24 protein-coding genes and 1 pseudogene are annotated in these 25,757 nt (G+C 75.7%); 10 read left to right on the top strand and 15 right to left on the bottom strand.

What is annotated here, in order from left to right:
* Positions 1 to 200 precede the first annotated feature (200 nt).
* Complete coding sequence (locus KPL60_RS04385) at positions 201 to 692, top strand: transcriptional regulator (protein WP_020625790.1); 492 nt, start codon at positions 201 to 203, stop codon at positions 690 to 692.
* A 107-nt stretch (positions 693 to 799) separates the two neighbouring features.
* On the opposite strand, the gene nusB is transcribed toward KPL60_RS04385, so the two are convergent.
* A complete protein-coding gene (gene nusB, locus KPL60_RS04380) occupies positions 800 to 1,219 on the bottom strand; it encodes a transcription antitermination factor NusB (RefSeq protein WP_100877619.1) in 420 nt (139 codons plus the stop codon).
* 1 nt (position 1,220) lies between these two features.
* Entirely contained in the window at positions 1,221 to 1,781 is a 561-nt protein-coding gene (gene efp, locus KPL60_RS04375) for an elongation factor P (RefSeq protein ID WP_073574689.1), read from the bottom strand.
* 105 nt (positions 1,782 to 1,886) lie between these two features.
* On the opposite strand from efp, the gene KPL60_RS04370 reads away from it, so the two are divergent.
* From KPL60_RS04370 to KPL60_RS04355, 4 genes are read left to right on the top strand one after another with little or no spacing between them, the layout of a single operon-like run.
* A complete protein-coding gene (locus KPL60_RS04370) occupies positions 1,887 to 2,552 on the top strand; it encodes a response regulator transcription factor (protein ID WP_073574688.1) in 666 nt (221 codons plus the stop codon).
* The gene (locus tag KPL60_RS04365; RefSeq protein ID WP_226364990.1) at positions 2,539 to 4,641 is read left to right on the top strand and encodes a histidine kinase; all 2,103 of its coding nucleotides are present in this window, start codon (positions 2,539 to 2,541) and stop codon (positions 4,639 to 4,641) included. The genes KPL60_RS04370 and KPL60_RS04365 overlap by 14 nt, the downstream gene beginning before the upstream one ends.
* A gap of 29 nt (positions 4,642 to 4,670) precedes the next feature.
* Complete coding sequence (locus KPL60_RS04360) at positions 4,671 to 5,609, top strand: ABC transporter ATP-binding protein (RefSeq protein ID WP_226364989.1); 939 nt, start codon at positions 4,671 to 4,673, stop codon at positions 5,607 to 5,609.
* The gene (locus KPL60_RS04355; RefSeq protein WP_226364988.1) at positions 5,606 to 6,808 is read left to right on the top strand and encodes an ABC transporter permease; all 1,203 of its coding nucleotides are present in this window, start codon (positions 5,606 to 5,608) and stop codon (positions 6,806 to 6,808) included. The genes KPL60_RS04360 and KPL60_RS04355 overlap by 4 nt, the downstream gene beginning before the upstream one ends.
* Here the strand turns inward: KPL60_RS04355 and KPL60_RS04350 are convergent.
* The gene (locus KPL60_RS04350) at positions 6,795 to 7,874 is read right to left on the bottom strand and encodes a Xaa-Pro peptidase family protein (protein WP_226364987.1); all 1,080 of its coding nucleotides are present in this window, start codon (positions 7,872 to 7,874) and stop codon (positions 6,795 to 6,797) included. The genes KPL60_RS04355 and KPL60_RS04350 overlap by 14 nt on opposite strands.
* A gap of 30 nt (positions 7,875 to 7,904) precedes the next feature.
* Between KPL60_RS04350 and KPL60_RS04345 the strand changes: the two genes are divergently transcribed.
* On the top strand, positions 7,905 to 8,621 hold the full coding sequence (locus KPL60_RS04345) for an MBL fold metallo-hydrolase (protein WP_226364986.1): 717 nt from the start codon (positions 7,905 to 7,907) through the stop codon (positions 8,619 to 8,621).
* Positions 8,622 to 8,631: 10 nt separating this feature from the next.
* A complete protein-coding gene (locus KPL60_RS04340; protein WP_226364985.1) occupies positions 8,632 to 9,147 on the top strand; it encodes a hypothetical protein in 516 nt (171 codons plus the stop codon).
* On the opposite strand, the gene KPL60_RS04335 is transcribed toward KPL60_RS04340, so the two are convergent.
* The 5 genes from KPL60_RS04335 to KPL60_RS04315 are packed head-to-tail and all read right to left on the bottom strand — an operon-like array spanning position 9,103 to position 13,629.
* The gene (locus tag KPL60_RS04335; RefSeq protein ID WP_226364984.1) at positions 9,103 to 9,987 is read right to left on the bottom strand and encodes a YhjD/YihY/BrkB family envelope integrity protein; all 885 of its coding nucleotides are present in this window, start codon (positions 9,985 to 9,987) and stop codon (positions 9,103 to 9,105) included. The genes KPL60_RS04340 and KPL60_RS04335 overlap by 45 nt on opposite strands.
* 1 nt (position 9,988) lies before the next feature.
* On the bottom strand, positions 9,989 to 11,098 hold the full coding sequence (aroB, locus tag KPL60_RS04330) for a 3-dehydroquinate synthase (protein WP_226364983.1): 1,110 nt from the start codon (positions 11,096 to 11,098) through the stop codon (positions 9,989 to 9,991).
* The gene (locus tag KPL60_RS04325) at positions 11,095 to 11,781 is read right to left on the bottom strand and encodes a shikimate kinase (RefSeq protein ID WP_308016650.1); all 687 of its coding nucleotides are present in this window, start codon (positions 11,779 to 11,781) and stop codon (positions 11,095 to 11,097) included. Before KPL60_RS04325 ends, aroB begins: the two co-directional genes overlap by 4 nt.
* Complete coding sequence (gene aroC, locus KPL60_RS04320; protein ID WP_226357345.1) at positions 11,778 to 12,980, bottom strand: chorismate synthase; 1,203 nt, start codon at positions 12,978 to 12,980, stop codon at positions 11,778 to 11,780. The genes KPL60_RS04325 and aroC overlap by 4 nt, the downstream gene beginning before the upstream one ends.
* Before the next feature lie 13 nt (positions 12,981 to 12,993).
* Positions 12,994 to 13,629: an A24 family peptidase gene (locus KPL60_RS04315; RefSeq protein ID WP_226364982.1), complete on the bottom strand. Its 636-nt coding sequence runs from the start codon at positions 13,627 to 13,629 to the stop codon at positions 12,994 to 12,996.
* 87 nt (positions 13,630 to 13,716) lie between these two features.
* On the opposite strand from KPL60_RS04315, the gene KPL60_RS04310 reads away from it, so the two are divergent.
* A complete protein-coding gene (locus tag KPL60_RS04310) occupies positions 13,717 to 14,589 on the top strand; it encodes a spermidine synthase (protein ID WP_224402313.1) in 873 nt (290 codons plus the stop codon).
* 7 nt (positions 14,590 to 14,596) lie between these two features.
* Here the strand turns inward: KPL60_RS04310 and KPL60_RS04305 are convergent, their stop codons facing one another.
* From KPL60_RS04305 to shbA, 5 genes and pseudogenes are all read right to left on the bottom strand, one after another.
* Entirely contained in the window at positions 14,597 to 15,649 is a 1,053-nt protein-coding gene (locus KPL60_RS04305) for a 2,3-butanediol dehydrogenase (RefSeq protein WP_226364981.1), read from the bottom strand.
* 104 nt (positions 15,650 to 15,753) lie between these two features.
* A complete protein-coding gene (gene mltG / locus KPL60_RS04300; RefSeq protein WP_226357348.1) occupies positions 15,754 to 16,848 on the bottom strand; it encodes an endolytic transglycosylase MltG in 1,095 nt (364 codons plus the stop codon).
* A 141-nt stretch (positions 16,849 to 16,989) separates the two neighbouring features.
* Positions 16,990 to 17,439: a Holliday junction resolvase RuvX gene (ruvX, locus tag KPL60_RS04295; protein WP_208826928.1), complete on the bottom strand. Its 450-nt coding sequence runs from the start codon at positions 17,437 to 17,439 to the stop codon at positions 16,990 to 16,992.
* Positions 17,436 to 20,108 carry an alanine--tRNA ligase gene (alaS, locus tag KPL60_RS04290; protein ID WP_226357350.1) on the bottom strand — a complete coding sequence of 891 codons (2,673 nt, stop codon included), beginning with the start codon at positions 20,106 to 20,108 and terminating at the stop codon, positions 17,436 to 17,438. Before alaS ends, ruvX begins: the two co-directional genes overlap by 4 nt.
* Before the next feature lie 394 nt (positions 20,109 to 20,502).
* A pseudogene (gene shbA / locus KPL60_RS04285) lies at positions 20,503 to 21,024 on the bottom strand (RNA polymerase sigma factor ShbA); the annotation flags it as partial.
* A 468-nt stretch (positions 21,025 to 21,492) separates the two neighbouring features.
* Between shbA and KPL60_RS04280 the strand changes: the two are divergent.
* On the top strand, positions 21,493 to 22,545 hold the full coding sequence (locus KPL60_RS04280; protein WP_226364980.1) for a S1 family peptidase: 1,053 nt from the start codon (positions 21,493 to 21,495) through the stop codon (positions 22,543 to 22,545).
* 10 nt (positions 22,546 to 22,555) lie between these two features.
* Here the strand turns inward: KPL60_RS04280 and KPL60_RS04275 are convergent, their stop codons facing one another.
* Together KPL60_RS04275 and KPL60_RS04270 are read right to left on the bottom strand one after the other, a co-directional pair.
* A complete protein-coding gene (locus KPL60_RS04275; protein WP_226364979.1) occupies positions 22,556 to 23,926 on the bottom strand; it encodes a replication-associated recombination protein A in 1,371 nt (456 codons plus the stop codon).
* A gap of 45 nt (positions 23,927 to 23,971) precedes the next feature.
* On the bottom strand, positions 23,972 to 25,357 hold the full coding sequence (locus tag KPL60_RS04270) for a hypothetical protein (RefSeq protein ID WP_226366082.1): 1,386 nt from the start codon (positions 25,355 to 25,357) through the stop codon (positions 23,972 to 23,974).
* Positions 25,358 to 25,536: 179 nt separating this feature from the next.
* On the opposite strand from KPL60_RS04270, the gene KPL60_RS04265 reads away from it, so the two are divergent.
* Positions 25,537 to 25,755, top strand: a complete 219-nt coding sequence (locus KPL60_RS04265) for a hypothetical protein (RefSeq protein ID WP_226364978.1) — start codon at positions 25,537 to 25,539, stop codon at positions 25,753 to 25,755.
* The last annotated feature ends 2 nt before the right edge of the window (positions 25,756 to 25,757 follow it).

The following is a 25,757-nucleotide window of genomic DNA, read 5'->3' as shown; positions in this document are numbered from 1 at the left end:
CTCTCCGTATCAATCAGCACGCGTGCAGCAGCGCCGCGACGCGCGGGACGGTCGGGACGCCGGCCCCCGCCGGAGCTGCCGCCTCGAACGGGACCACCCACAGGGGCGACGACGCGGCAGGCGCGACAACGGACCGGTGCACCGCCGGTGACCGGCCGGTCCGGCCACACCGGTACGGACCGTCAGGAACGAGGAGATCGATGGGCGACTACGCCAAGGCGCTCGGGGGCAAGCTCCGGGCGATCAGGCAGCAACAGGGGCTCTCCCTGCACGGCGTCGAGCAGAAGTCGGGCGGACGCTGGAAGGCGGTCGTCGTGGGCTCCTACGAGCGCGGGGACCGTGCGGTCACCGTGCAGAAGCTGGCCGAGCTGGCCGACTTCTACGGCGTCCCGGTGGCCGAGCTGCTCCCCGAGGGCCGCATCCCCTCCGGCAGCGAGCCCGCGACGAAGATCGTGATCAACCTGGAGCGGCTGCAGCAGCTCCCCGCGGACAAGGTCGGGCCCCTGGCCCGTTACGCCGCGGCCATCCAGAGCCAGCGCGGCGACTACAACGGCAAGGTGCTCTCGATCCGCGCCGAGGACCTGCGTTCGCTCGCGATCATCTACGACATGTCCCCCGGCGAGCTGACCGACCAGCTCATCGACTGGGGAGTGCTCCCGCCCGAGGCGCGTCCCGGGCAGCACGTGGGATGATCTGTTCCACCGGCCGCGTCCCAGGGGAAGGGTGACGCGACCGGTCGGGCGGTGGCCGGGGTCTGCACAGTCCCCCGGCCACCGCCCTTCGTGCGTTCAGGCCCTGGTCAGAGGGTCGCGCGCAGGTGCTCGGCGATGTCGGAGATCTGCCCGAGCACCCCGTTGACGTAGCGCGGGGAGTCGTCGGTCGACAGCGTCCGGGCCAGCTCGACGGCCTCGGTGATCGCGACCGGGTCGTCGACGTCGTCGACCCACAGCAGCTCGTAGATCCCGAGCCGCAGCAGGCCGCGGTCGACCGCGGGCATCCGGTCGACGTCCCAGCCCTCGGCGTGCTCGGCGATCAGCTGGTCGATCCGGTCCCGGTGGGTGGCGACGCCCTCGACGAGCCGCGCCGCGTAGTCCTGCACGGGCGGCGCGTCGTCGGTCTCGCGGCGCGCGGTGAGCACGGACAGAGCGTCCTCACCGCGTGCCTCGGCCTCGAAGAGGATGTCCAGTGCCCGTTTACGGGCCTTGGTGCGTGCGCGCACCTCAGCTCACGCGGCCGAGGTAACGGCCGTCCCGGGTGTCGACCTTGACCTTGGTGCCGCTCTCCAGGAACAGCGGCACCTGGATCTCGGCGCCGGTCTCCAGGGTCGCGGGCTTGGTGCCGCCGGTGGAGCGGTCACCCTGCAGGCCCGGGTCGGTGTGGGAGATGACCAGCTCGACCGAGGTCGGGAGCTCGATGAACAGCGGCTCCCCCTCGTGCAGCGACACCTGGGCGGAGGCGTTCTCCAGCAGGTAGCGCGCGGCGTCGCCGACGGCCTTCTCCGGGATCGGGATCTGGTCGAAGGTGTCGCCGTCCATGAAGACGAAGTCGGTGCCCTCGCGGTACAGGTAGGTCATGTCGCGGCGGTCCACCGTCGCGGTGTCGACCTTGGTGCCCGCGTTGAAGGTCCGGTCCACGACCTTCCCGGACATCACGTTCTTCAGCGTGGTGCGAACGAACGCACCGCCCTTGCCGGGCTTGACGTGCTGGAACGCCGTCACGGTCCACAGCTGGCCCTCGATGTTCAGGACCAGGCCGTTCTTCAGGTCGTTCGTGGTCGCCACGTGCGCGCTCTCCTGCTCGGATCTCGGATTCGTGCGTCGGTCAGGGTACCGCCACCCGGTTCACCGGCCCGCCCGAGGGGCGGGCGACCTGCCAGGATGGGCGCCATGACGGTGCGGGTGGTGGTGGCCGACGACCAGGCGGTGGTGCGGGCGGGGCTGCGGACGGTGCTGGCGGCGGCGCCGGACATCGACGTCGTCGGGGAGGCCGGGGACGGCGCGGAGGCCGCCGAGCTGGCCGAGACCCTGCGCCCGGACGTCGTGCTGATGGACGTCCGGATGCCCGGAACCGACGGCATCGAGGGGACCCGGCGGATCCGCGCGCTGCGCGACCCCGGCATCCGCGTGCTGGTGGTGACGACCTTCGACCTGGACCGCCACGTCTACGACGCGCTGCGGGCCGGCGCGTCCGGCTTCGTGCTGAAGGACGTCGAGCCGGAGGACCTCCAGGTCGCGGTCCGCACCGTGCACGCCGGGCACGAGCTGTTCGCGCCGTCGGTCACCCGCAGGCTCGTCGGCTCGTTCGTCCCGGCCGACCCGCCCGCCCCGGCCGGGCCCGCGGCCGGGCTGACCGAGCGGGAGCGGGAGGTGCTCGGGCTGGTCGCCGCCGGGCTGTCCAACGCCGAGATCGCCGACCGGCTGGTGCTGGGCGGCACGACGGTCAAGACCCACGTCTCGAACCTGCTCACCAAGCTGGGGCTGCGCGACCGGGTGCAGCTGGTGGTGTTCGCCTACGAGCACGGGCTGGTGGGAGCGGCCGGTGCCGACGGCTGAGCCCGGCCCGGACGGTCCCGCCGCCCCCACCCCGCTGCCCGGCACCCGCGCCGGAGACGTCGCGCTGGCGGTGCTGGCGCTGATCCTGGTCGCCCAGGAGCTGGTCACCGCCCTGGTCCTGGAGATCCCCGGCTACGCCCACCGGCTGGCCCCGCCGCTGTCCGTGGCGCTGGCGGCGGTGCTGAGCCTGGCGATGGCCGCCACCGTGCTGCTGCGCCGCCACCGGCCGCGGCGCGCCTACCTGGTCCTGGCCGTGCTCGCCGCCCCGGCGATGGCGTTCCTCGGCGGGTTCGCGGCGCTGCTGTGGCCGCTGCTGGCCTTCTCCGTCGCGCGGGCTCCGCAGCGCGGACCGGTCGGCGCGGCGGCCTGGGTGACGCTGCCCTGGCTCGGTGCGCTCGGCCTGGCCGGGCTGCTGCGCGTCCCGGTGTCGCCGGATCCGGCGACCGAGGCGGGGATGCTCGTCGGCGGCTCGGTGGTGGTGGCGCCGCTGCTGGTAATCGCCGCCGTCGCGGGGCGCTGGAGCCGGTCCGCCGCGCTGCGCGCCGACCGGGAACGGGCCGAGACCGACCGGCTGCGGCACGGCACCGCGCTGGACGCCGAGCGGTCCCGGATCGCCGAGGAGATCGGCGGCGGGGTGCTCAGCGGTCTGCGCGGCCTGGTCGCCCAGGCCGGGGCGCTGGGCCCCGGCGCGACCGAGGCCGACCTGCGGGCCGTGCGGGAGCGGGCCCGGTCGGTGCTGGCCGCGATGCGCCGGGTCCTGGGCGTGCTCCGCGCGCCCGCCGCCGCCGAGCCGGGGCCCGTCGCCGCCGCGGTGCCGGTGCCCGCCGCACCCCCGCGGCGGCGCCGGCTGCCGCTACCCGACCGGGCCGGGCTGTGGGCGCTCGTCGCGTTCGTGGTCCCGGCACTGCTGATGGGGGCGCTGGTCGCCCCGGTGGCCGGCCTGGACACCGGGCAGCCGGTCGTCGACGGGTTCCTGCGCATGCTGGCGCTGCCCTGGCGGAACCCGGCCGCGGCGGTCGTCGTGGTGGCGCAGTTCGCACTCGTCGCCTGGTGGCGGACCGCCCCGGTGCCGGCGCTGCTGCTCGCCGGGGCCGGGTCGCTCGCCGCGGGCCTCCTCGACGGCTCGAACGTGTTCGCCGAGTCGGCCTGGATCCTGCTGGTCTGGGGCGCGGCGACGGCGGCGCCGGTCGTGACGTCCGCGGTGGCCGTGGTGGTGTCGACGCTCGTCGTCGTCGCCGGGGGTGTCCTGACGGGGGTGTGGGACCGGCTCGGCTACCCGGAGTCGGTGGTGGTGCTGAACTTCCTGGCCGTGGTGCCGCTGTGGGCGGCCGGGGTCGCGGTCCGCCACCACCGGCTCGACACCGCGGCCCGGCGGCGCGCGCTCACCGAGGCGGGCGTGCGCGACGCGCTCACCCGCGAACGCCTGCGTGTGGCCCGCGACCTGCACGACGTCGTCGCCCACCACGTCTCCGCGGTGGCGGTGCAGGCCGGGGCCGCGCGGCTCGCCGCCGACCCGGCGGCGCGCGCCGAGGCGCTCGGGCACATCGCCGACTCGGTCCGCCGGGTCGCCGAGGCGCTGCCCGCGCTGGCCGACCTGGGTCCGGACCCGGACGGCGCGGACCTGTCCCCCGCCGCGCTGGAGGTGCTGGTCGCGCCGTCCCGCTCGGCGGGTCTGCCGGTCACGGTGACGGTCGAGGGCTCTCCGGCGGAGACGCCCGGCGAGGCGGAGCTGTTCGCCCGGCGCATCGTCACCGAGGCCCTGACCAACACCCTGCGCCACGCCGGGCCCACCCCCACCCGGGTGCGGGTCACCCAGGGCGGCGCCGACGAGCCCGTCGTCGTGGAGGTCGGCGACGACGGCCCGGTGCCCGGCCACCGGCCCGACGGCACCGGCTCCGGCCTGGGCCTGCTCGGCATGCGGGAACGGGTCGCGCTGCTCGGCGGCGACCTGTACACCGGCCCCGGCGACGGTCCGGGGTGGACGGTCCGCGCGGTGCTGCCCCGCAGCCCGCTCGTCCGCGAGGACGACCCCGCCGCGTCGCCGATCTCGTCCTGCGCGCCGATCCGCGAGGGGGCACCCGGCTCGTAGCGTCGGCCCCCACGAGCGGGGAGGGACCGATGACAGCACAGCAGCAGCAGCTCCGGGCCGGGCCGGTGACCGGCACCGGCGCGACGCTCGAGATCGACGCGCTGACCAAGCGCTACGGCGGCACCGTCGCCCTGGACGGGGTGAGCTTCGACGTCCGCCCGGGCGAGATCTTCGGCTTCGTCGGCTCCAACGGCGCCGGGAAGACGACGACCATGCGGATCGCCCTCGGGGTGCTGGCGGCGGACTCCGGGCAGGTCCGCCTCGGCGGGCGCCCGGTCGACCTCGACGTGCGCCGCACGATCGGCTACATGCCCGAGGAGCGCGGGCTGTACCCGAAGATGAAGGTCGGCGAGCAGCTCACCTACCTGGCCGAGCTGCACGGCGTCGACCGGGCCGCGGCGCGCCGGGCGGTGCTGCGCTGGGCCGAGCAGCTCGGCGTCGACCACCGGCTCGGTGACACCGTCGACGCGCTCAGCCTGGGCAACCAGCAGCGCGTGCAGCTGGCCGCCGCGCTCGTGCACGACCCGGCGGTGCTGGTGCTCGACGAGCCGTTCTCCGGGCTGGACCCGGTCGCCGTCGACGTGATGAGCGAGGTGCTGCGGGAGAAGGCCCGCGCCGGGGTGCCGGTGCTGTTCTCCAGCCACCAGCTCGACCTGGTGCAGCGGCTGTGCGACCGGGTCGGGATCCTCGTCGCCGGCCGGATGCGGACCGTCGGCACCGTCGGCGAGGTGCGCCGCGGTGGCGGCACCCGGCTGGAGGTCCACGCCCCTGCCGCCGCGCCCGGCTGGGCGCAGGGCCTGCCCGGGGTCACCGTGCTCGCCCACGACCGCGGCCGCACCGTCCTGGCGCTCGGCGACGGCGCCGACGACCAGCGGGTCCTCGCCGCGGCGCTCGCCACCGGGCCGGTGCGCGGCTTCACCGTCACCACGCCGTCCCTGACCGATCTGTACCGGGAGGTCGTCGCATGACCGGGTCCGCCACCCTGCCCGCGCACCGCGCGGTCGCGCTCGTCGCGCGTCGCGAGTTCCGGGTGCAGGTGCACAAGCGCAGCTTCTGGATCAGCAACGCGATCATGGTGCTGGTCATCGTCGGCGGCATGGTCGCCTACGCGGTGTTCGGCTCCGGCGGCGACGACCGGCCCACCGTCGGGGTGGCCGGGGACGCCTCGCTCGCCGCGGCGGTCACGACCGCCGGGGAGCGGCTCGGCCTGCCCGTCGAGGTCCGGGAGGTGCCGTCCGCGGCCGCCGGGCGCGACGCCGTCGCCGCCGGGGACCTCGACGTCGCCCTGACCGCGGACGGCCCGGCGGGCGCGGTCGCCGTCGTCGACTCCGAGGTGCCGTCGGCGACCCGCGCGGTGCTCGACGCCGCGCTCGCCGACCGGGCCACCGCGGCCGCACTGGCGACGGTGGGCCTCACCTCGGCCGAGCTGGCCGCCGCGACCCCGCCCGCCGGGCTCACCGTCGACGCGCTCGACCCCGCCGACCCCGAGGCCGGGCAGCGGACCGCGCTGTCGTTCGTCGTGCTGATCGTGATGTTCATGCAGATCGTGGGCTTCGGCCTCACCGTCGCCATGGGCGTGGTCGAGGAGAAGTCCAGCCGCGTGGTGGAGCTGCTGCTGTCGACGATCCGCCCGCTGCACCTGCTGTGGGGCAAGGTGCTGGGCATCGGCGCGGTCGGGCTGGTGCAGCTGCTGGTCTACGGCGTCGTCGGCATCGGCGCCGGGCTCGCCACCGGGCTGCTGACGATCACCGGCACCGCGCTCGGGGTGTTCGGCGCGGCGCTGGGCTGGTTCGTCCTCGGCTACGCGTTCTTCGCGGTGCTCTACGCCGCCGCCGGGTCGCTGGTCTCGCGCCAGGAGGACGTCAACACCACCACCGGGCCGCTGATGATGGTGCTGTTCGCGATGTACGGCGTCTCGTTCTGGTACATGAGCTCGCCCGACTCCGCGGTGCTCGACGTGCTGTCCTGGATCCCGCCGTTCCCGGCGATGCTGATGCCGCTGATGATCGCCGAGGGGTCGGCGACCGCCTGGCACGTCGCCGGGTCGGCCCTGGTCATGCTGGTGGTCCTGGCCCTGCTCGCGAAGGCGGGCGCCCGGGTCTACGAGCGGTCGGTGCTGCGGATCGGGGCGACCGTGCCGTGGCGGGAGGCGCTCAGATCTCGATGAGCTCGCGGGGCAGCCCGGTCAGCGGCACGGCCGGGCCGCCCGCGACGACGTGCAGGGTGTCCTCGATCCGCACCCCGCCCCGTCCGTCGAGGTAGACGCCCGGCTCGACGGTCACGACGTTGCCGGCGTCGATCCGCCCGGTGGCGGTGATCCCGAGCCACGGCGGCTCGTGCACCGCGAGCCCGACCCCGTGCCCGAGGCCGTGCGGGAACCGTCCGCCGTGCCCGGCGGCGGTGATCACGTCCCGGGCGGCCGCGTCGACGGCGGTCACCGACGCCCCGTCGACGAGCGCGGCCCGCCCGGCCGCGGCGGCGGCGTCGACCAGGGCGTGCAGCTCACGCTGCCAGTCCGCGGCCGGGCCCAGGCAGAACGTGCGCGTGGTGTCGGAGTGGTAGCCGTCCAGCGCCGCCCCGAAGTCGATCTTGACGAGGTCGCCGCGGCGCAGCTCGGTCCCGGTGGGGCGGTGGTGCGGCACCGCGGAGTGCGGGCCCGCGGCGAGGATGGTGTCGAAGGCGGGGCCGTCGGCGCCCAGGCGGCGCATCCGGTCGTCGAGGTCGAGCGCGACGTCGGCCTCGGTGCGGCCCGGGCGCAGGCCGCCGTCGTCGAGCAGGGCGCGCAGCGCGGTGTCGGCCAGCGCGCAGGCCGCGGCGATCCGCTCGACCTCGCCGACGTCCTTGACCGCGCGCAGCCGCCCGGCCAGGCCGGGGGCGCGGCGCAGCCTGCGGCCGGGGACGGCGTCGCGGACCGCGGCCAGCCCGTCGACGGTCAGCGTCGCCGAGTCGTAGCCCAGGGTCAGCCCGGCGGGGACCCGGGCCGCGGCGGCCGGCGCGCTCGGCCGGTCGACGAGGACCTCCAGGTCGGGGCACTGCTCCGCGGCCTGGACGCGGTAGCGCCCGTCGGTGCAGAGCAGGTCGTCGCCCGGGTCGGCGGCGATCACCGCGGCGGCGTTGGAGCCGGTGAACCCGGTCAGGTGCCGGACGTCGAGCAGGTCGGTGACCAGCAGTGCGTCCAGTCCGGCGGCGGGGAGCAGGGCGCGCAGGGTGTCGCGCCGGGCGGGGTGGGACATGGCCCGAACCCTATGTCTAGGGTCGCGGCCATGGGTCTCTACTTCCGCCAGCTGCTGTCGGGCCAGGACTACGCCGTGGGTGACCCGGTGGCCACCCAGATGGTCAACTTCTCCTACCTGATCGGCGACGACGAGACCCGCGAGGCGGTCGTCGTCGACCCGGCCTACTCCCCCGACGAGCTGCTCGCGACCCTCGACGCCGACGGCATGCGCCTGACCGGGGTGCTCGCCACGCACCACCACCCCGACCACGTCGGCGGCACGATGATGGGCTTCGACCTCGTCGGGGTCGCGCAGCTGGTCGGGTCGCACCCGGTGCCGATCCACGTGCAGCGCGCCGAGGCCGACTACGTGACCCGGGTGACCGGGCTCTCGGCGACCGACCTGACCCCGCACGACCACGACGACGTCGTCGCGGTCGGGAACGTCGCGATCCGGCTGCTGCACACCCCCGGCCACACCCCGGGCAGCCAGTGCTTCCTGGTGCCCGGCCCGGACGGCGACCGGCTCGTCGCCGGGGACACGCTGTTCCTGCAGGGCTGCGGGCGCACCGACTTCCCGGGCGGCGACACCGCGCAGATGTACCACTCGCTGCAGCAGCTGGCGGCGCTGAAGGGCAACCCGACGGTCTACCCGGGGCACCGGTACTCGCCGGCGTCGAACGCCCCGCTCGACGACGTGCGGGCCACCAACACCGTCTACCGGGCGACCTCGGCCGAGCAGTTCGTGGCCGCGTTCGGGTCATGACGGCCGGACCGTGACCCCGGCCGCGGTGGTGCTCGTCGAGGGGGCCAGCGACGCCGCGGTGCTCGAGACCCTCGCGCGGCGCCGCGGCACCCCGCCCGGCGACGTGGCGATCGTCGTCCTGCACGGCTACACCAACCTGGGCACCGCGCTGGCGGCCCTCGCCCCGGCCGACGCGGACCGGGTCGCCGTGCTGTGCGACGCCGGCGCCGCGGCGTACTGCCGCCGGGTCGCCGGGGCGGCGGTGCCGGTCCGGGTGTGCGACGCCGACCTGGAGGACGAGCTGCTGCGCGCGCTCGGCACCGCGCGGGTGCACGCCGTCCTCGACGCCTGCGGTGAGCTCGCCGCGCTGCACGCCCTGGCCCGTCAGCCCGGCCGCCGCGGCCGCGGCGCCGACGAGAACCTGCGCCGGTTCCTCTCGGCGCGCTCCGGGCGCAAGGTCCGCTACGGCGCGCTGTTCGCCGCCGAGCTGGATCTGCGGGCGCTACCGGACCCGCTGCGCCGGGTCCTCGACGACGTCGGCCTCTGACCGGGGTGCGGGGTCGGTCCCGTCGGTCGCGATCCACGCCGCGGAGAACACCAGCAGCCGCGACAGCAGGAACAGGAAGAACAGTGTCGCGAGCACGGTGCCGAACACGGCACCGCCCGCGGTGTCGGACACGACGCCGACGACCAGCGCGACCCCGAGCTTGAGCAGCTCCAGCGCGACCGCGCCGACGGCGGCGGGGCGCACGACCCGGCGCAGCGGGACCGGCCGGCGCGGCAGCCGGGCCAGCACGAAGCAGAACACGGCCCAGTCCAGGACCAGCACCACGACGGCGCCGAGCACCCGCAGCGCGACCCGGCCGCCGAGCGCGTCGCGGACGCCGACCAGCTCCAGGGTGAACCCGGCCAGCCCGGTCACGGCGAACGTCACCACCACCGAGGCGAGGACGGCGGCGCCGAGCACGGCCAGCGCGCCCAGGTCCCACAGGACCCGGCGCGGCGAGACGATCCACTCGGCGGGCAGCCGGAACTGCGCCGACAGCGCCTCCCGCAGGTACGACGTCCACGTCGACCCGGCCCACAGCACCCCGAGCGCGCCGATCCCGACGAGCGACCCGCTGCGGTCGGCCGCGGCCTCGACGGCGGGGGCGACGGCGTCGGTCAGCCCGGCCGGGAACGCCGCCTCGACGGCGAGGACCAGGTCGTCGCGGGAGGTGGTGCGCCAGAACACGAGCAGCCCGAGGGCGAAGAACAGGACGAGCAGCAGCGGCACCGCCGCGATCACGGTGTAGAACGCGACCGCGGCGGACAGGTGGTTGCCGCGCAGGTGGCGGTAGCGGTCGGCGGCCCGGCGGGCGTGCGCGACCCCCGCCCGGACCGCCACCTCAGCCGCTGATCGCCGCGTACGCGGTCGCGAGCAGGCCCGCGTCCGGGCCCTCCAGGCGGCCGGGCTCCGCGAGCCCGTCGAGGACGACGAACCGCAGCGTCCCGGCCCGGGACTTCTTGTCCCCGCGCATGGTCTCGGTCAGCTCGTCGAGCACGCCGGGCTCGTAGCGCGTCGGCAGCCCGACCAGCTCCAGCACCTCGCGGTGCAGGTCGGCGGTGGCGTCGTCGAGCCGCCCCGCGGCGCGGGCCAGCTCGGCGGCGAACACCAGGCCGACCGCGACGGCGTTGCCGTGCCGCCACCGGTAGCGCTCGCGGCGCTCCACCGCGTGGCCGAGGGTGTGGCCGTAGTTGAGGATCTCCCGCAGGTGCGACTCGCGCAGGTCCGCCCCGACGACGTCGGCCTTCACCCGGATCGCGCGGCGCACCAGCTCGGCCAGCACCGGCCCGGCCGGGTCCAGCGCGGCGGCCGGGTCGGCGCGGACGCGGTCGAGGATGACCGGGTCGGCGATGAACCCGGCCTTCCACACCTCCGCGGACCCGGCGACGAGCTCGGGACGCGGCAGCGTGCGCAGCGTGTCGAGGTCGACGAGCACCGCGGACGGCTCGTGGAAGGCGCCGACCAGGTTCTTCCCGGCGGCGGTGTTGATGCCGGTCTTCCCGCCGACGGCGGCGTCGACCATCGCGAGCAGCGTGGTCGGGACGTGCACGACCCGCACCCCGCGCATCCAGGTGGCGGCGACGAACCCGGCGAGGTCGGTGACCGCTCCCCCGCCGAACCCGACGACGACGTCGGCCCGGGTCAGTCCGGCCCGGGCGCAGGCGTCCCAGCAGTCGGCCAGCGAGGCCAGGGACTTGCCGTCCTCGGCGTCGGGCACCTCGTGGGTGGCCGCGGCCAGACCGGCCGCCGCCAGCTCGGCGCGGGCGGCGCCGGCGCGGTCGGCGAGCGTCGGCGGGTGCAGCACGAGGACCCGGCCCGCCCCGGTGCCGGCGACGACCTCGGCCAGCCGCGCGGCCACCCCGGCGCCGACGAACACCGGGTAGGGCGCCTCGGTGCGGACGTCGATGCGGACCGAGCCGTCGGACTCGGTGGTGCCGGACGTGTCGTTCATCGGGCCTCCGCCCGCTCGGTGCCGGTGCCGTCCTGCGGCGAGCCGAAGCCGGGCGCCGGCAGTGTCGAGTCCTGGCGCGGGGTGGGCCGGTCGAACGGGTCGGCGGCGTCCGGGGACGCCTCGGGCAGCGCGGACGGGCCGTGCCCGAGCCCGGCCAGCACGGCGGCGACGACCTGGTTGGGGCTGCGGCGCACCGTCGTGACGGCCACGGTGGCGACCTCGGCGTAGAGCGGGGCCCGCTCGGCGAGCAGCGCCCGGAACGTCGCGCGCGGGTTCACCCCGGCCAGCAGCGGGCGCGCGGTGGACATCCCGGTGCGGCGCATCCCGTCGGCGAGATCCACCTCCAGGGCGACGACGCGGTGCCCGACGAGCAGCGCGCGGGTCTCGGCGGCCAGGACCGAGCCGCCACCGAGGGCGAGGACGCCGTGCCCGGCCCGCAGCTGCTCGGCGACGACCTCGCGCTCCAGCGCGCGGAACGCGGCCTCGCCCTCCTGCACGAACATCTCCGCGATCGGCTTGCCGATGCGCGCGACGATCGCGGCGTCGGTGTCGGCGAAGGTCAGGCCGAGCCGCTGCGCGAGCAGCGAGCCGACCGTGCTCTTGCCGGACCCGGGCGGGCCGACGAGCACCACCCAGGGGCGGCCCTCGGCATCGGGGGCCGGGGTGGGGGCCGGCGCGGTCACCGCTGCCCCGCCAGGTAGGAGGCGAGGTTGCGGCGGGTCTCGTCGAGCGAGTCGCCGCCGAACTTCTCCAGCGCGGCCTGGGCCAGCACCAGCGCCACCATCGTCTCGACGACGACCCCGGCACGCGGCACGGCGCAGGCGTCGGACCGCTGGTGGATGGCGGTGGCCTCCTCGCCGGTGGTGGTGTCGATCGTGCGCAGCGCCCGCGGCACGGTGGAGATGGGCTTCATCGCGACCCGGACCCGGACCGGCTCGCCGTTGGTCATGCCGCCCTCGATGCCGCCGGCCCGGTTGGTGAGCCGGGTGACCGGGACGGTGCCCGCCGGGCCCTGCCCGGGCGAGCCGGCGGGGACCATCTCGTCGTGGGCGACGGAGCCGCGGCGGTGCGCGGTGCGGAAGCCGTCGCCGATCTCGACGCCCTTCATCGCCTGGATGCCCATCAGCGCGGCGGCGAGCCGGGCGTCGAGCCGGCGGTCGGCCTGCACGTAGGTGCCGACGCCGACCGGCATCCCGTAGGCGATGACCTCGATGACCCCGCCGAGGGTGTCGCCGGCGTCGTGCGCGGCGTCGATCTCGGCAGCCATCGCGGCGCCGGTGGCGTCGGTGAAGGCGCGCACCGGGTTGGCGTCGATGCGGTCGAGGTCGGCGGGGCCGGGCAGCGGCTCGTCGTCCGGGGCGTCGACGGCGCCGATGCCCACGACGTGGGACACGATCGTCACGCCGAGGGCCTGCTGCAGGAACGCCTTGGCCACGGTGCCGAGCACGACGCGGGCGGCGGTCTCGCGGGCGCTGGCGCGCTCCAGGACCGGGCGGGCCTCGTCGAAGCCGTACTTGGTCATGCCGGCGAGGTCGGCGTGGCCGGGGCGGGGCCGGGTCAGCGGCGCGTTGCGGGCCCGGTTCGCGATCAGCTCCGGGTCCACCGGGTCGGCGGCCATCACCGTCTCCCACTTGGGCCACTCGGTGTTGGCGATGCGGACCGCGACCGGCCCGCCCTGGGTGACGCCGTGCCGCAGGCCGCCGATGACCTCCAGCTCGTCGGCCTCGAACGCCATCCGCGGGCTGCGGCCGTAGCCGAGCTTGCGGCGGGCCAGCTCGGCCTGCAGCTCCTTGGTGGTGACCGAGACCCCGGCGACCATGCCCTCCAGCACGCCCACCAGGGCCGGACCGTGGGACTCCCCGGCGGTGATCCATCGCAGCACGGCGACCATCCTCTCACCCGGGGATCCGGGGCCCCGGTACGGCCACCGCGACGACGGCGAGCGCCACCCCGAGCAGCACCGGCCCGTGCGGGAGCCTGCTCCCCCACCCGGCCCGGCCGGCCACGACCGCGACGAGCGCCACCGCCGCCGAGGCGACCGCGGCGCCCACCGCGACCACCGGGAGCAGCGCCCACCCCGCACCGGCGGCCGCGGCCCCCACCGGGGCGGCCAGCTTCACGTCGCCGCCGCCCATCGCGTGCGGCGAGACCAGGTGCACCACCAGGTAGGCGCCGCCGAGCAGGACCGACCCGGCCACGCCGCGCTGCACGGCGCCGCTCCCGGCCGGGACGAGCGCGACCAGCACCAGCCCGAGTGCGGGCACCGTCAGCGCGTTCGGGAGCCGCCGGACCAGCAGGTCGGTCGCCGACCCGGCGACGGCCAGCCAGGACAGCGCCGCGAGCAGCGCCGCCCACCGCGGGTCCAGCCGCCCGGCCTGCACCGCCAGCGCGACCGCCGCCCAGCACGCCGCGAGCCCCGCCTCGCACCACCCCACCGGGACCGGCGCCCCGCGCGGCAGCCGGACCAGCAGCCACCGGGTGCCCGCCCCGGCGACGAGACCCAGGGCGGCGGCGGGGACGACGAGGCTCATATCCCGATCCTGGGGGCCGCGACGCCGTCCGGACCGACGGGTTGCCCGCCTGTGGACAACCCGCCGGGCGCGGGCAGGATGACCGGAATGGGTTCCAGTGCGCCGCAGGGTGACCGCCGGGCCGGGGCGGTGGTCCGCGCCGAGGTCGACCACGGTGTCGCCGAGCTGGTGCAGGACGCGGCGCGGCCGTCGTCGTGGACGCTGCTGCTCGACGGGACCGCCCAGTCCCACGTCGACCTCGACGACCCCGAGCACCTCGAGTTCGAGTACGTCCGCCGGATCGCCCACCTCGTCGACCTCGCCGCGCCGCCCGCCGTGCCGCTGCGGGTGCTGCACCTGGGCGGCGGGGCGTGGACGCTGGCCCGCTACGTCGCCGCGACCCGCCCCGGGTCGGCCCAGACCGTCGTCGAGCTCGACGGCGAGCTGGCCGCCCTGGTCGCCCACCGGCTGCCGGGCCCGGGGGTCGCCGACGGGCTGGCCGTGGTCACCGGGGAGGCGCGCGCCACCCTGGGCCGGTTCGCACCGGCCTCGTTCGACGTCGTGGTCGTCGACGTGTTCGCCGGGGCCCGCACCCCGGCCCAGGTCACGACGGCGGAGTTCCTCACCGCCGTCCGCCGGGTGCTCGCGCCGACCGGGATGCACGTGGCGAACCTCGGCGACGGCGCCCCCTGGCCGTTCCTGCCCGGCCAGATCGCGACGGCCGGGGCGGCGTTCGCCGAGCTCGCGCTCGTCGCCGCCCCGGACGTGCTGCACGGGCGCCGGTTCGGCAACCTCGTGCTGGCCGCGTCGGACCGGGAGCTGCCGGTGCCCGGGGTGACCCGCCGGGCGGCCGGGGACCCGTTCCCGGCCCGGGTGCTCGACGACGCCGACACCCGCGCCCTCGGGCGCGGCGCGGGCGTCGTCACCGACGCGTGCGCCGCACCCTCGCCCCGGCCGCCGGAGGGCTTCTGGGGGCAGTGACCCCCGCTCAGGCCAGGGACGGGTCGACCAGGACCTTCATCTTCCGGCCCGCGTGCAGCGCCTCGAAGCCCTCCTCGACGACATCACGCATGGCGATCTTCTCCATCCAGCCGGTGGTGTCGTAGTGGCCGTTCGCCATCAGCTCGATCACTGCCCGGTAGTCCTCGTGGGTGTAGCAGAGCGAGCCCTGGATGCGGGACTCGCCGAGGACCAGGTTGAGCAGCGGGGTCACCAGCGGCGTCTCGTAGATCGCGACGCTGACCATCGGGCGGCCCGCCCCCAGCGAGTCCAGCGCGGTCGCGACGGCCGGGGCCACGCCCGCGGCGTCGTAGCAGGCGTCGGCGCCGCGGCCGTTCGTCGTCTCCGCCACGATCGCCGGCACGTCCTGGGCGGTCGGGTCGAGGGTGTGCGCGCCGAGCCGCTCGATCGCGCCGCGCCGGGTCGCCGACGGCTCGACGACGCGGACCTTCTCCACGCCCATGCCGCGCAGCGCGAACCACAGGCCGATCCCGATCGGCCCGGCGCCGAACACCAGCGCGGTGTCGCCCGGGTTCACCCCGCCGAGCTTGGCCGCGTGGTAGGCCACGGCCATGGGCTCGACGAGCGCGCCCATCTCCAGCGACACGTTCTCCGGCAGCGGGTGCAGCATGTGCGCCGGGACGACCGTCGTCTCGGCCATGCCGCCGTCGGCCATCAGCCCGTGGAAGCCGATCTGCGCGCACACGTTGTAGCGGCCCTCGGAACAGCGTGAGCAGGTCCCGCAGGTGTAGAGCGGCATCACCGCGACCCGGTCGCCCTCGGTGACGCCCTCGACCCCGGACCCGATCTCGACGACGGTCCCGGAGAACTCGTGGCCGAGGGTCAGCGGCAGCTCGCGGCCGGTCAGCGGGTGCTTCTCCCCGTTCGGGATGAAGATCGGGCCCGCGTAGTACTCGTGCAGGTCCGAGCCGCAGATGCCGTTGAACCCGACCTTGAGCCGGACCTCGCCGGGACCCACCTCGCCCTCGGGCACGTCGGTGATGTCGAGGTCCCCGGGTCCCCGGTAGACGACCGCACGCATCGCTGGCTCCTCTCGCCTGACGTCGCTGTCAGGTCCCGGTCTACCGGCGGGGGGTGAGCGCCGTCACGGGTTGGGCCCAGGTTGCATGCGCGCCCGGTGATGGGTCAGAACGCTCCGGCGGCGCGGGCGCGGTCGACGTTGCCGAGGTGCTCGGGGTAGGTCGTGGCGAAGCAGGAGGCGCCCTCGGTGGTGCACCGCACGAAGAACAGCCACGGGCCCGCGGCCGGCTTCTCAGCGGCCGAGAGCGCCGCGGTGGACACCGAGGCGACGGGCGTCGGCGGCAGCCCGGTGTTGAGGTAGGTGTTGTACGGCCCGGGGGTGCCGCGGGCCTCAGCCGTGGTGCGCAGCGCCTGCACGTCGAGCGGGTAGTTGACGGTGGAGTCCATCTCCAGACGCTGGTTCACCGCGAGCCGGTTCTCGATCACCCGGGCCACCTTCGGCATGTCGGGGACGAGCGCCTCCTTCTCCACGACGGAGGCGAGGACGAGGGTGCGGTAGGCGTTCTCCCCGCCCAGCCCGGCGGCCGCCAGCCTGGTCGCCGACGCGGTGAGCACCTGGCGCAGCACCTGCTCCGGGGTGCCGCGCGGGTCCAGGTCGTACGGCCCGGGGGCGACCAGGCCCTCCATCCGGCGTCCGGGGGCGGCCGCCCGGTAGCCCGCGCGGGCCCACTCGGGGACGGCGATCGCGGCCGGGTCGGCGTCGGCCATCGCGGCGCGCAGCGCGTCGACGTCGGTGCAGCGGGCGTCGCCGTCCGCGGTGCCGAGGCAGGTGGCGCGGGAGATCTGGGACAGCACGCCCGGGGAGACGGTGCCGTCCGGGGCGCGGGTGTCGTCGAGCTGGACGCCGCCCTTGACGTCGAAGAACCCGACACGCCGCTCCGGGTCGAGCAGCCCCTCGACCGCGGAGTCGCCCGACATCTGCGAGCGGAGCTCGTAGTAGCCGGGCTGGACCCGCTGGATGTCGGGCTCCTCGGCGGCGGCCTCGACGAACGCGGCCCGGGACTTCACCACGTCCAGCCCGACCAGGGTCTCCCCGATCGCGCTGGTGGTGTCGCCGGACTCGACGCGCACCACGACCGAACCGCTGCCGGAGCCGGCGTAGTCGTCGGCACCGCGCAGGTACAGGCCGACGGCGACGAGCACCGCGCCGGCCAGCAGCGCCGACCCCAGCAGGGCGAGCCGCCGCCGCCGGAAGTGCACCGGGGTCGGACGGTGCCGTACGGGCCCCGCGGTCACGCTCACATCGGGCCCCGGGACGTCACGTCGTTCTCGCCGGCGCCGGTCACGCGGTCGAGGGTATCCGCCGCGGGCCCGGCCCGTGGTCACCCCCGGTCACGGTGATCAGGTTCCGCGGGTGGTATCCAGCCAGCCCTGCAGGATGGCCACCGCGGCCTGCTGGTCGATGACCGCACGCTGCTTGCGGCCGCGCACGCCGCGCCCGGCCAGCTGCCGGGTCGCGACGACGGTCGTCATCCGCTCGTCGGTGAGCTCGACCGGGACCGCGCAGCCGGCCGCGGCGAGCCCCGCCTCCAGCGCGGCGGCGAACTCCCGTGCGGCGACGGCGGCCGGGCCGTCCTCGCCGCGCAGGTTCCGGGGCAGCCCGAGCACGACGCCGACGACGTCGTGCTCGGCCACCAGCGCGGCGATCCGGCGCACGTCGGCGCCGCCCTCGGCGTCGCGGGGCACGGTCTCGACCGGGGTCGCGAGGATCCCGTCCGGGTCGCACATCGCGACCCCGACGCGGACGGCGCCGACGTCGATGCCCAGGCGCCGCCCGCGGGTGGGGGTCACGGACGCAGCGCGGCGCGCAGCTTCTGCACCGCGGCGTCGATCCCGGCCGGGTCGGTGCCACCGCCCTGGGCGAGGTCGGGCTTGCCGCCGCCGCGCCCGCCGACGGCCGCGGCGAACTCCCCGATCAGCTTCCCGGCGGCGATCCCGTTGTCCCGGGCCGCCTTCGTGGTGGCGACGACGAAGGACACCTTCTCCCCGTCGACGCCGAACAGCACGACCACACCGGGCCGGTCGCCCAGCTTGCCGCGGACGTCGGCGGCGAGGGTCCGCAGGTCGTTGCCACCGACACCGTCCGGCGCGGTGACGGCGACCAGGGCGGTCCCGTCGAGGTCCTCGGCCTGCTGGGCGAGCGCCCCGGCCGAGGCCAGGACGGCGTCGGCGCGGTGCTTCTCCAGGTCGCGCTCGGCGGTCCGCAGCCGCTCGACGATCCCGTTGATCCGCTCCGGCAGCTCCTCCGGACGGGCCTTGAGCTGGTCGGCGAGCTGGTTGACCAGCAGGTGCTCGGTGGTGGCGTGCTTGAAGGCGTCCAGCCCCACCAGCGCCTCGACGCGGCGCACCCCGGAGCCGATGGAGGCCTCGGACAGCACCCGGACCAGGCCGAGCTCGCCGGTGCGCCCGACGTGGGTGCCACCGCACAGCTCGCGCGAGTAGTCGCCCATGTCGACCACGCGCACGCGGTCGCCGTACTTCTCGCCGAACAGCATCATCGCGCCGAGCGTGCGGGCCTCGTCGATGGAGGTCTCGTAGGTCTGGATCTCCCGGTCCTCCTGCAGGACCGAGTTGACCTCCTCCTCGATCTCGACCAGCGCCGCGGGCGGCACGGCCCCGGTCGGGGAGGTGAAATCGAACCGCAGCCGGCCCGGAGCGTTGAGCGACCCGGCCTGGGCGGCGGCGCTGCCGAGCGCGCCGCGGACCCCGGCGTGCACGAGGTGGGTGGCGGTGTGCGCGCGCGAGATCGCGGACCGACGGGTGCGGTCGACCTCGGCGACGACCTCGGCGTCGAGGGTCACGGTGCCGGCGGTGACGACGCCGCGGTGCACCCGCAGCCCGGCGACCGGGGATTGGACGTCGTCCACCCGGACCTCGAAGGACGCGCCGCGCAGCACGCCGGTGTCGGCCTGCTGGCCGCCGGCCTCGGCGTAGAACGGGGTGCGGTCGAGCAGCACCTCGACCTGCTCGCCCTCGTGGGCGGCGGGCACGGTGGCGCCGTCGCGCAGCAGCCCGACGACCCGGGACTCCGACTGCAGCGTCTGGTAGCCGAGGAAGTCGGTGGCGCCGTGGGTGTCGAGGACGGCGCGGTAGACCGAGGCGTCGACGAAGCCGACCTTGCGCCCGGCGGCGTCGGCCTTGGCCCGCGAGCGCTGCTCGTCCATCAGCGCGGTGAAGCGCTCCCGGTCGACGGTGAGCCCGGCCTCGGCGGCCATCTCCAGCGTCAGGTCGATCGGGAAGCCGTAGGTGTCGTGCAGCGCGAACGCCTGGTCACCGGGCAGGGTGTCGCTGCCGGCGGAACGGGCGCGGGACACCGCGCCCTCGAAGATCCGCTCGCCGGCGGTCAGCGTGGCGCGGAAGGTGTCCTCCTCGGCCCGGATGACCGCGGAGATCCGCTCGAAGTCGGTGGCGAGCTCGGGGTAGGTCGGCGCCATGGTGTCGCGGACGACGGCGGCGAACTCGCCCAGGCACGGCCCGGTGACGCCCAGCAGCCGGGCCGAGCGCACGATGCGGCGCAGCAGCCGGCGCAGCACGTAGCCGCGGCCCTCGTTGCCGGGGGTGACGCCGTCGCCGACGATCATCAGCGACGAGCGGGCGTGGTCGGCGATGACGCGGAAGCGCACGTCGTCGATCTCGCCCTCCGGGCCACCCGCGCCGTAGCGCTTCCCGGACAGCTCCTCGGCCTTGGCGATGACCGGGCGGACGAGGTCGGTCTCGTAGACGTTGTTGACGCCCTGGAGCAGGAACGCGACCCGCTCGACACCCATCCCGGTGTCGATGTTCTTGTGCGGCAGGGTGCCGATCGGCGGGTGCCCCTTCTTCGGGGACAGCGCGCCGCGCTCGTCCTGCATGAAGACGAGGTTCCAGATCTCGAGGTAGCGGTCCTCGTCGGCCTCGGGGCCGCCCTCGGCGCCGAACTCCGGGCCGCGGTCGACGTAGATCTCCGAGCAGGGGCCGCCGGGGCCGGGGACGCCCATGTCCCAGTAGTTGTCGTCGCCGCCGCGGCGCTGGATACGCTCCTCGGGCAGGCCGGCGATCTCCTTCCAGAGCGCGATGGCCTCGTCGTCGTCGTGGTAGACGGTGACCCAGATGATCTCGGGGTCGAAGCCGTAGCCGCCCTCGTCCTGGCTGCGGGTGATCAGCGACCAGGCGAACTCGATGGCGCCGCGCTTGAAGTAGTCGCCGAAGGAGAAGTTCCCGGCCATCTGGAAGAACGTGGTGTGCCGGGTGGTCTTGCCGACCTCGTCGATGTCCGGGGTGCGGACGCACTTCTGGATCGACGTCGCGCGCGGGTAGGGCGCGGGGACGTCGCCGAGGAAGTACGGCTTGAACTGCACCATGCCCGCGTTGACGAACAGCAGCTGCGGGTCCTCGAGGATCAGCGAGGCGCTGGGGACGGGCGTGTGCCCGTTGCTCTCGAAGTGGGCGGTGAAACGACGGACGATCTCGTGGGTCTGCACCGGTGGGTCTCTCGTGACGGGTACGGCTGGCGACGGGTCGGCGACGGGGCGGGCGCCCTGCGCCCGCGCCACACCGTAGGCCGCGCGGCGTGGGGACGCCGCGGGAGGCCGGTCGTGCCAGGTTACCGGCACCCGGAGGAGGGAACGGCCGGTGCCGGTGCGCGCCCGAGCGCACCGGCACCGGCCGTCTGCGGGTCCCGCCGTGCTCCCGGTCCGGGGGGTCGACCGGAGGGCCGGCGGGTCCGCCGTCACGCCCCGGTCAGACGGCGACCGGCAGCGGGGCGTCGAGGGGGGTCCGCGGCGCGGGGACGAGGACCCGGGGGGTGTGGACGGGGGTCCGCGGAGCGGGGACGGCGACGACCCGGACACCGGCCCGGCGGGACGCGCGGTCCTCGAGCTCGCGGCGCAGCCGCTGCAGCGCGCGGTGCTGGGCGACGCGGACCGCGCCGGGGGTGGAGCCGAGCGCGTCGGCGGTCTCCTCCGCGGTCAGCCCGACCGCGATGCGCAGCGTGAGGATCTCGACCTGGCGCGGGCCGAGCAGGCCCATGAGCTCGGACAGGCGGTCGTTGCGCTCGGCGTCGAGCACCACCTGCTCCGGGTCCTCCTCGCGGCTGAGCCGCTCGGGGAGCTCCTCGACGGCGTCGCAGCGGTTGCGGGCCATCGCCCGGAACGCGTCGGCGATCTTGTGCCGGGCGATGCCGAACACGAACGCCCGGAACGACATCCCCGAGGGCCGGTAGTCCGGGAGCACGGCCAGCACCGCCATGCAGACGTCCTGCGCGACGTCGTCGGCCGAGCCGAGGATCGTCTCGCGCCGGCCCAGCCGGGCCCGGCAGAAGCGCTCCACCTGCGGGTGCACCTTCGCCAGGAGCAGCGCGACCGCGCGCTCGTCGCCGGCGACGGCCGCGGCCAGCATCTCCGGCGGGAGGAGGTCCGCCGCCTGCCGGGAGTCGGCCTCCTCGGCGGTGTCCTCGGGTGCGGTCGCGATGGCCACGGGTCCGTCGTGCATCTGCCCAGCTCTCCTCAGTCGCGACCCGGGGGCCGCGTCAGGCGCCGGCACCGCCCGTCCGACCCAGGAGAGGTCGGGCGGTGCGACTGTCGCGCTGTCCTCCGCCGGTGGTGGTCGGCGCTGCCGGCAGGTCCGCTCGGCCGCGCCCCGGCCTGCGATCAACCCTTCCGGTGCACCCTTTCGGGGTCAATCAACATGCACAATTTGCGGTATAGGTAGACGGACAGTAGGGGCTTTGGTCCTCATGGGGGCAACCTCGGGCACGGACGGACGTCCACCCCTTTCGGAGGGGTGTCCTCCGCCTGCGGGCCGTGACCCGGGCGGAGCAGCGTCGTTGGGCCGGGTGTCACGCTCCGCTCGCCCGAAGGACCGCTCGTGTCTCTGCGTCGCCCGCACCGCCTCCTGCTCGCCGCTCTCGGCACCGTCGCGATCGGTGTGGGGGTGGCCGTGCCGGCGACCGCGGCCCCGGCGCTCCCCCTGGTCACGGTCGGCGAGGACGCGGCCGCGGCGCTGGTGCCCGCGGTGACCGAGGCCCTCGGGCCCGCGCTGGCCGGGACGTGGCTGGCCGACGGACGGCTGATGGTGGGCACCTGGGACGCCGCGGCCGCCCCGCTGGTCACCGCGCTCGGCGCGACGCCGGTGGTGCGCGACGAGCCGCGCCGCGACCCGGCCGCGGTGCTCTCGGCGCTGGCCGGGCGCACCGCGACGGGGATGCCCGCCGGTCTGGACTCCTACGGTGTCGACCCCCGCACCGAGCAGGTCGTCGTGAGCGTCGTCGACGGGCCGGGGGCCGACGCGCTGGCCGCGGGCCTGACCGGCGGTCTCGACCCGTCCGCGGTGCGGGTGGAGCGGGTGGCGGCACCGGCGCACCGGCAGGCCGCGGTCGGCGGGGGCGACACGATCACCGACGGGACCCGCCGCTGCACGGCCGGGTTCGCCGCCTCCGACGGCAGCAGCGACTGGCTGATCACCGCCGGGCACTGCACCCGGGGCTCGTCGTCCTGGTACGCCACCGACGGCTCGACGATCGGCTCCGAGGTCGAGACCGCGGGCCGCGGGGTGGACGTCGGCGCGATCGCGGTCGAGTCGGGCAGCGTGTCGGCGACGGTGTCGGGGATCCGGGTGGCCGGGAGCCGTCCGGCGCCCGTGGGCTCCACGGTCTGCCTGTACGGGTCCACCAGCGGGCGGTCCTGCGGCACGGTCCAGCGCACCGACATGACGGTGAACTTCGAGGGCCAGAGCCAGTCCGGGCTGACCTCGGTGGCGGCGTGCGCCCAGGAGGGCGACTCCGGCGCCCCCTACATCACCTCGTCCGGGCAGGCCCAGGGCGTGCACACCGGCGCGGGCGGCGAGGGCAACTGCACCAGCTACTTCACCCCGATCCGCACCGCGACCGGGGCGCTCGGGCTGACCCTGACCACCGGCTGAGCGCGCGGGCTCAGTCCCGGGTGCCGCGCACGACGCGGCGCAGCTTGGGCAGGCGCTCGGCGAGGACGCGTTCGTGCCCGCGCCCGGACGGCGCGTAGTAGTCGACGCCGACGACGTCGTCGGGCGGGTACTGCTGACGCAGGACGCCGTCGGGGTCGTCGTGCGGGTAGCGGTAGCCGACGGCGTTGCCGAGCTTCTGCGCGCCGGCGTAGTGGCCGTCGCGCAGGTGCGGGGGTACCCCCCCGACCCTGCCGGAGCGGACGTCGGCCATCGCAGCGTCGATCGCGGTGATCACGGAGTTCGACTTGGGTGCGGTCGCCAGGTGCACGGTGACCTGGGCGAGCGCGATCCGCGCCTCCGGCATCCCGACGAGCTGCACGACCTGGGCGGCCGCGGTCGCGGCGGGCAGCGCGGTCGGGTCGGCCAGCCCGACGTCCTCCGAGGCGTGGATCATCAGTCGGCGCGCGATGAACCGGGCGTCCTCCCCCGCGACGAGCATCCGGGCCAGGTAGTGCAGGGCGGCGTCGGGGTCGGAGCCGCGGATGGACTTGATGAACGCGCTGATGACGTCGTAGTGCTGGTCGCCCGCGCGGTCGTAGCGCACGGCGACCTCGGTGACGGCGCGCTCGACGGCGGCGAGGTCGATCACCGGCTCGCCGCCGGCGCCGAGGACACCGTCGGCGGCCGCCTCCAGCGCGGTGAGCGCGCGACGCCCGTCGCCCGCGGAGAGCCGGACCAGTGCCTGTTCCCCGTCCTCGGCGAGCTCGACGGTCGCGTTCAGGCCCCGCTCGGAGGTCACGGCGCGCCGGAGCAGGGTGCGCACGTCGTCCTCCCCCAGGGACTGGAGCTGCAGCACCAGGGAGCGGGACAGCAGCGGGGACACGACGGAGAACGACGGGTTCTCGGTGGTCGCGGCGACGAGCAGGACGAGCCGGTCCTCGACCGCGCCGAGCAGGGCGTCCTGCTGAGTGCGGGAGAAGCGGTGGACCTCGTCGATGAACAGCACCGTGGTGGTGCCGCTGCGGTCGCGACGCCGGCGGGCCTCCTCGATGACCGCCCGCAGCTCCTTCACCCCGGCCGAGAGCGCCGACAGGGCGACGAAGTGGCGCTCCGCTCCCCCGGCGCCGGCCATCAGCCGGGCGAGGGTGGTCTTGCCGGTGCCGGGCGGGCCGTAGAGCAGCACCGACGCCGCGGCACCGCCGTCGAGCAGGCGGCGCAGCGGCGCGCCGGGGGTGAGCAGGTCGGCCTGGCCGACGACCTCGTCGAGGGTGCGCGGGCGCATCCGCGCGGCGAGCGGCGCGTCGGGGCGGACGGCGTCGCCGTCACCGGTGTCGCGCTCGTCGCCCCCGGGGTCGATGTCGAACAGGCCGTCGGTGCTCATCCGTCCCAGCCTGCCAGGACACCGGCCCCGGGGGGGACGGGCGGCTCAGGCGCGGTCGATCTCGTCGGCCAGGACGGGGGTGTGCACCGGGTTGTGCTCGTGGAAGCGGCACTCGGCGTAGGTGACGATCATTGCGGCGACGCCGGCGATCTGCACCGGCAGCTGCAGCAGGGTCCCCACGACCTGCCCCAGGACGGGGCTGAGGTACGTCAGCGGCGCGACGACGACCAGCGAGATCACCAGCGAGTACACGATCGCGATCAGGAAGAAGACCACGAGCCGGCCGAACACGGGGAAGAACCGGGGGTTGACCAGCGTGAACGTGCGGCCGATCCCGGCCCGCTCGATCACGACGACCCCGATCAGCGCGCCGGTGAACACCACGCCCAGGTAGATGGCCGGGATGATCAGCAGGAAGAAGCCGATGACCACCAGCAGCCCGGCCAGCAGCGACCAGCCGATCACCGGGAGCGCGCGGTTCTTCGCGAACGCGATGACCTGGTCCTGGCTCCAGGGGCGCTGGGCCGCGTCGCGCACGACGACGAACACCGACGCCGCGTAGCCGAGCGCGGACAGCACGATCGCGATCACGGTCAGGAGCAGGGTGGTCAGGCCGAGGCTCGCCACGAACCCGGTGCTGAGGTCGAGGTCGACGGGGTCGAACGACGACGTCGTGCTCCCCCCGAGGAGGTAGCTGATGCCGCTGAGGACCGCGGTCGGGATCAGCACGATCAGGTTGATGATCAGCAGCGGCTTCCAGCTGCGCTGCAGCACGCCGACGATCTTCGAGAACCAGTCGCCGAAGGAGAACGGCACCAGCGGGTCCGGGGAGGTGCCGCTGGGCGGGGCGCCGCCGGAGGGGTAGGCGGGCTGGCCGTAGCCGCCCTGCGGGTACTGGCCGCCGTACTGCTGGCCGGTCGGGTACTGGCCGGGGTACTGCTGCCCGGCCCCGGGGTACTGGCCGGGGTACTGGGCCCCGTACTGCTGCTGGCCGCCGTACTGGCCCGCGCCGGGGTACTGGCCGGGGTACTGCTGCTGTCCGTAGGGCTGGCCGGGGTACTGCTGCCCCGGGTCCTGCCCGTACGGGGCCTGGCCGTACTGCTGACCGTGCTGCGGGCCGTACTGCTGGCCGTACTGCTGGCCGGGGTCCTGCGCGTACGGCCGGCCGTACTGCTGTCCGGGGTCCTGGCCGTACTGCGGCTGCCCGGGGTCCTGGCCGTGCTGGGACGGGGCGGCGGCGCCGTACTGTCCCGGCTCCTGCGCGCCGGTGGCGGCGTCCTCCTGCCCGGCCTGCTGCCCGCCGGGATACGGCGTGCCCGGCTGGCCCCCGCTCCCGGCCGCCTGCCCGGGCTCCTGGGCGCCACCGGGCGTCGCGGCTCCCCCGGGACCGGCCTGCGGGTCCTCGCCCCGCGGCGGTTCGTTGCTGCTCATGCGCGCGGACCCTAGTTGCGGGCGGGGTGCGGCGGTGCCGAATTCACCGGCTCGCCCCCGATTCGTGACCGATGCGTACGCAGCGTGATCGTCACCGACCCCGGATCGTCGCCGGAACGCAACGCCGCGGACGCGCGGTGTCACCGGCCCGCAACAGAGCCCGTGCACGCTCACGGGGCATGGACACGATCCCGAGATGCCCGCTCTGCTCCCGTCCGCGCACCCCCGCGGACGTCCGCGGACTCGTCTGGAGCAGCCACCACGGCCCGACCGGCACGGTGTACGTGTGCGGTCCGTGCACGCGCGCCCACCTCGTCGACCTCGAGTGCGGGCTGCTCGACCCGGCCCGCGGCGGTGTCGCGCCGGTCGTCGCGGCCCCGCTGCCGCACGCGGCCTGACC

This window comes from Pseudonocardia sp. ICBG162, from assembly GCF_020496225.1.
GTDB classification, from domain to species: Bacteria; Actinomycetota; Actinomycetes; order Mycobacteriales; family Pseudonocardiaceae; genus Pseudonocardia; species Pseudonocardia alni.
The sequence above is the reverse complement of the archived record's forward strand: the minus strand, read 5'-3'. Positions and strand labels throughout refer to the sequence as shown.

Excerpts from the sequence above, each read along its gene's own strand:
- KPL60_RS04265 (WP_226364978.1), top strand. The coding sequence starts at position 25,537 with ATGGACACGATCCCGAGATGCCCGCTCTGCTCCCGTCCGCGCACCCCC.
- KPL60_RS04305 (WP_226364981.1), bottom strand. The coding sequence starts at position 15,649 with ATGCGTGCGGTCGTCTACCGGGGACCCGGGGACCTCGACATCACCGAC.
- KPL60_RS04315 (WP_226364982.1), bottom strand. The coding sequence starts at position 13,629 with ATGAGCCTCGTCGTCCCCGCCGCCGCCCTGGGTCTCGTCGCCGGGGCG.
- KPL60_RS04270 (WP_226366082.1), bottom strand. The coding sequence starts at position 25,357 with ATGAGCAGCAACGAACCGCCGCGGGGCGAGGACCCGCAGGCCGGTCCC.
- aroB (WP_226364983.1), bottom strand. The coding sequence starts at position 11,098 with ATGAACGACACGTCCGGCACCACCGAGTCCGACGGCTCGGTCCGCATC.
- KPL60_RS04370 (WP_073574688.1), top strand. The coding sequence starts at position 1,887 with ATGACGGTGCGGGTGGTGGTGGCCGACGACCAGGCGGTGGTGCGGGCG.
- KPL60_RS04350 (WP_226364987.1), bottom strand. The coding sequence starts at position 7,874 with ATGTCCCACCCCGCCCGGCGCGACACCCTGCGCGCCCTGCTCCCCGCC.
- KPL60_RS04360 (WP_226364989.1), top strand. The coding sequence starts at position 4,671 with ATGACAGCACAGCAGCAGCAGCTCCGGGCCGGGCCGGTGACCGGCACC.
- KPL60_RS04355 (WP_226364988.1), top strand. The coding sequence starts at position 5,606 with ATGACCGGGTCCGCCACCCTGCCCGCGCACCGCGCGGTCGCGCTCGTC.
- KPL60_RS04275 (WP_226364979.1), bottom strand. The coding sequence starts at position 23,926 with ATGAGCACCGACGGCCTGTTCGACATCGACCCCGGGGGCGACGAGCGC.
- KPL60_RS04385 (WP_020625790.1), top strand. The coding sequence starts at position 201 with ATGGGCGACTACGCCAAGGCGCTCGGGGGCAAGCTCCGGGCGATCAGG.
- KPL60_RS04345 (WP_226364986.1), top strand. The coding sequence starts at position 7,905 with ATGGGTCTCTACTTCCGCCAGCTGCTGTCGGGCCAGGACTACGCCGTG.
- KPL60_RS04310 (WP_224402313.1), top strand. The coding sequence starts at position 13,717 with ATGGGTTCCAGTGCGCCGCAGGGTGACCGCCGGGCCGGGGCGGTGGTC.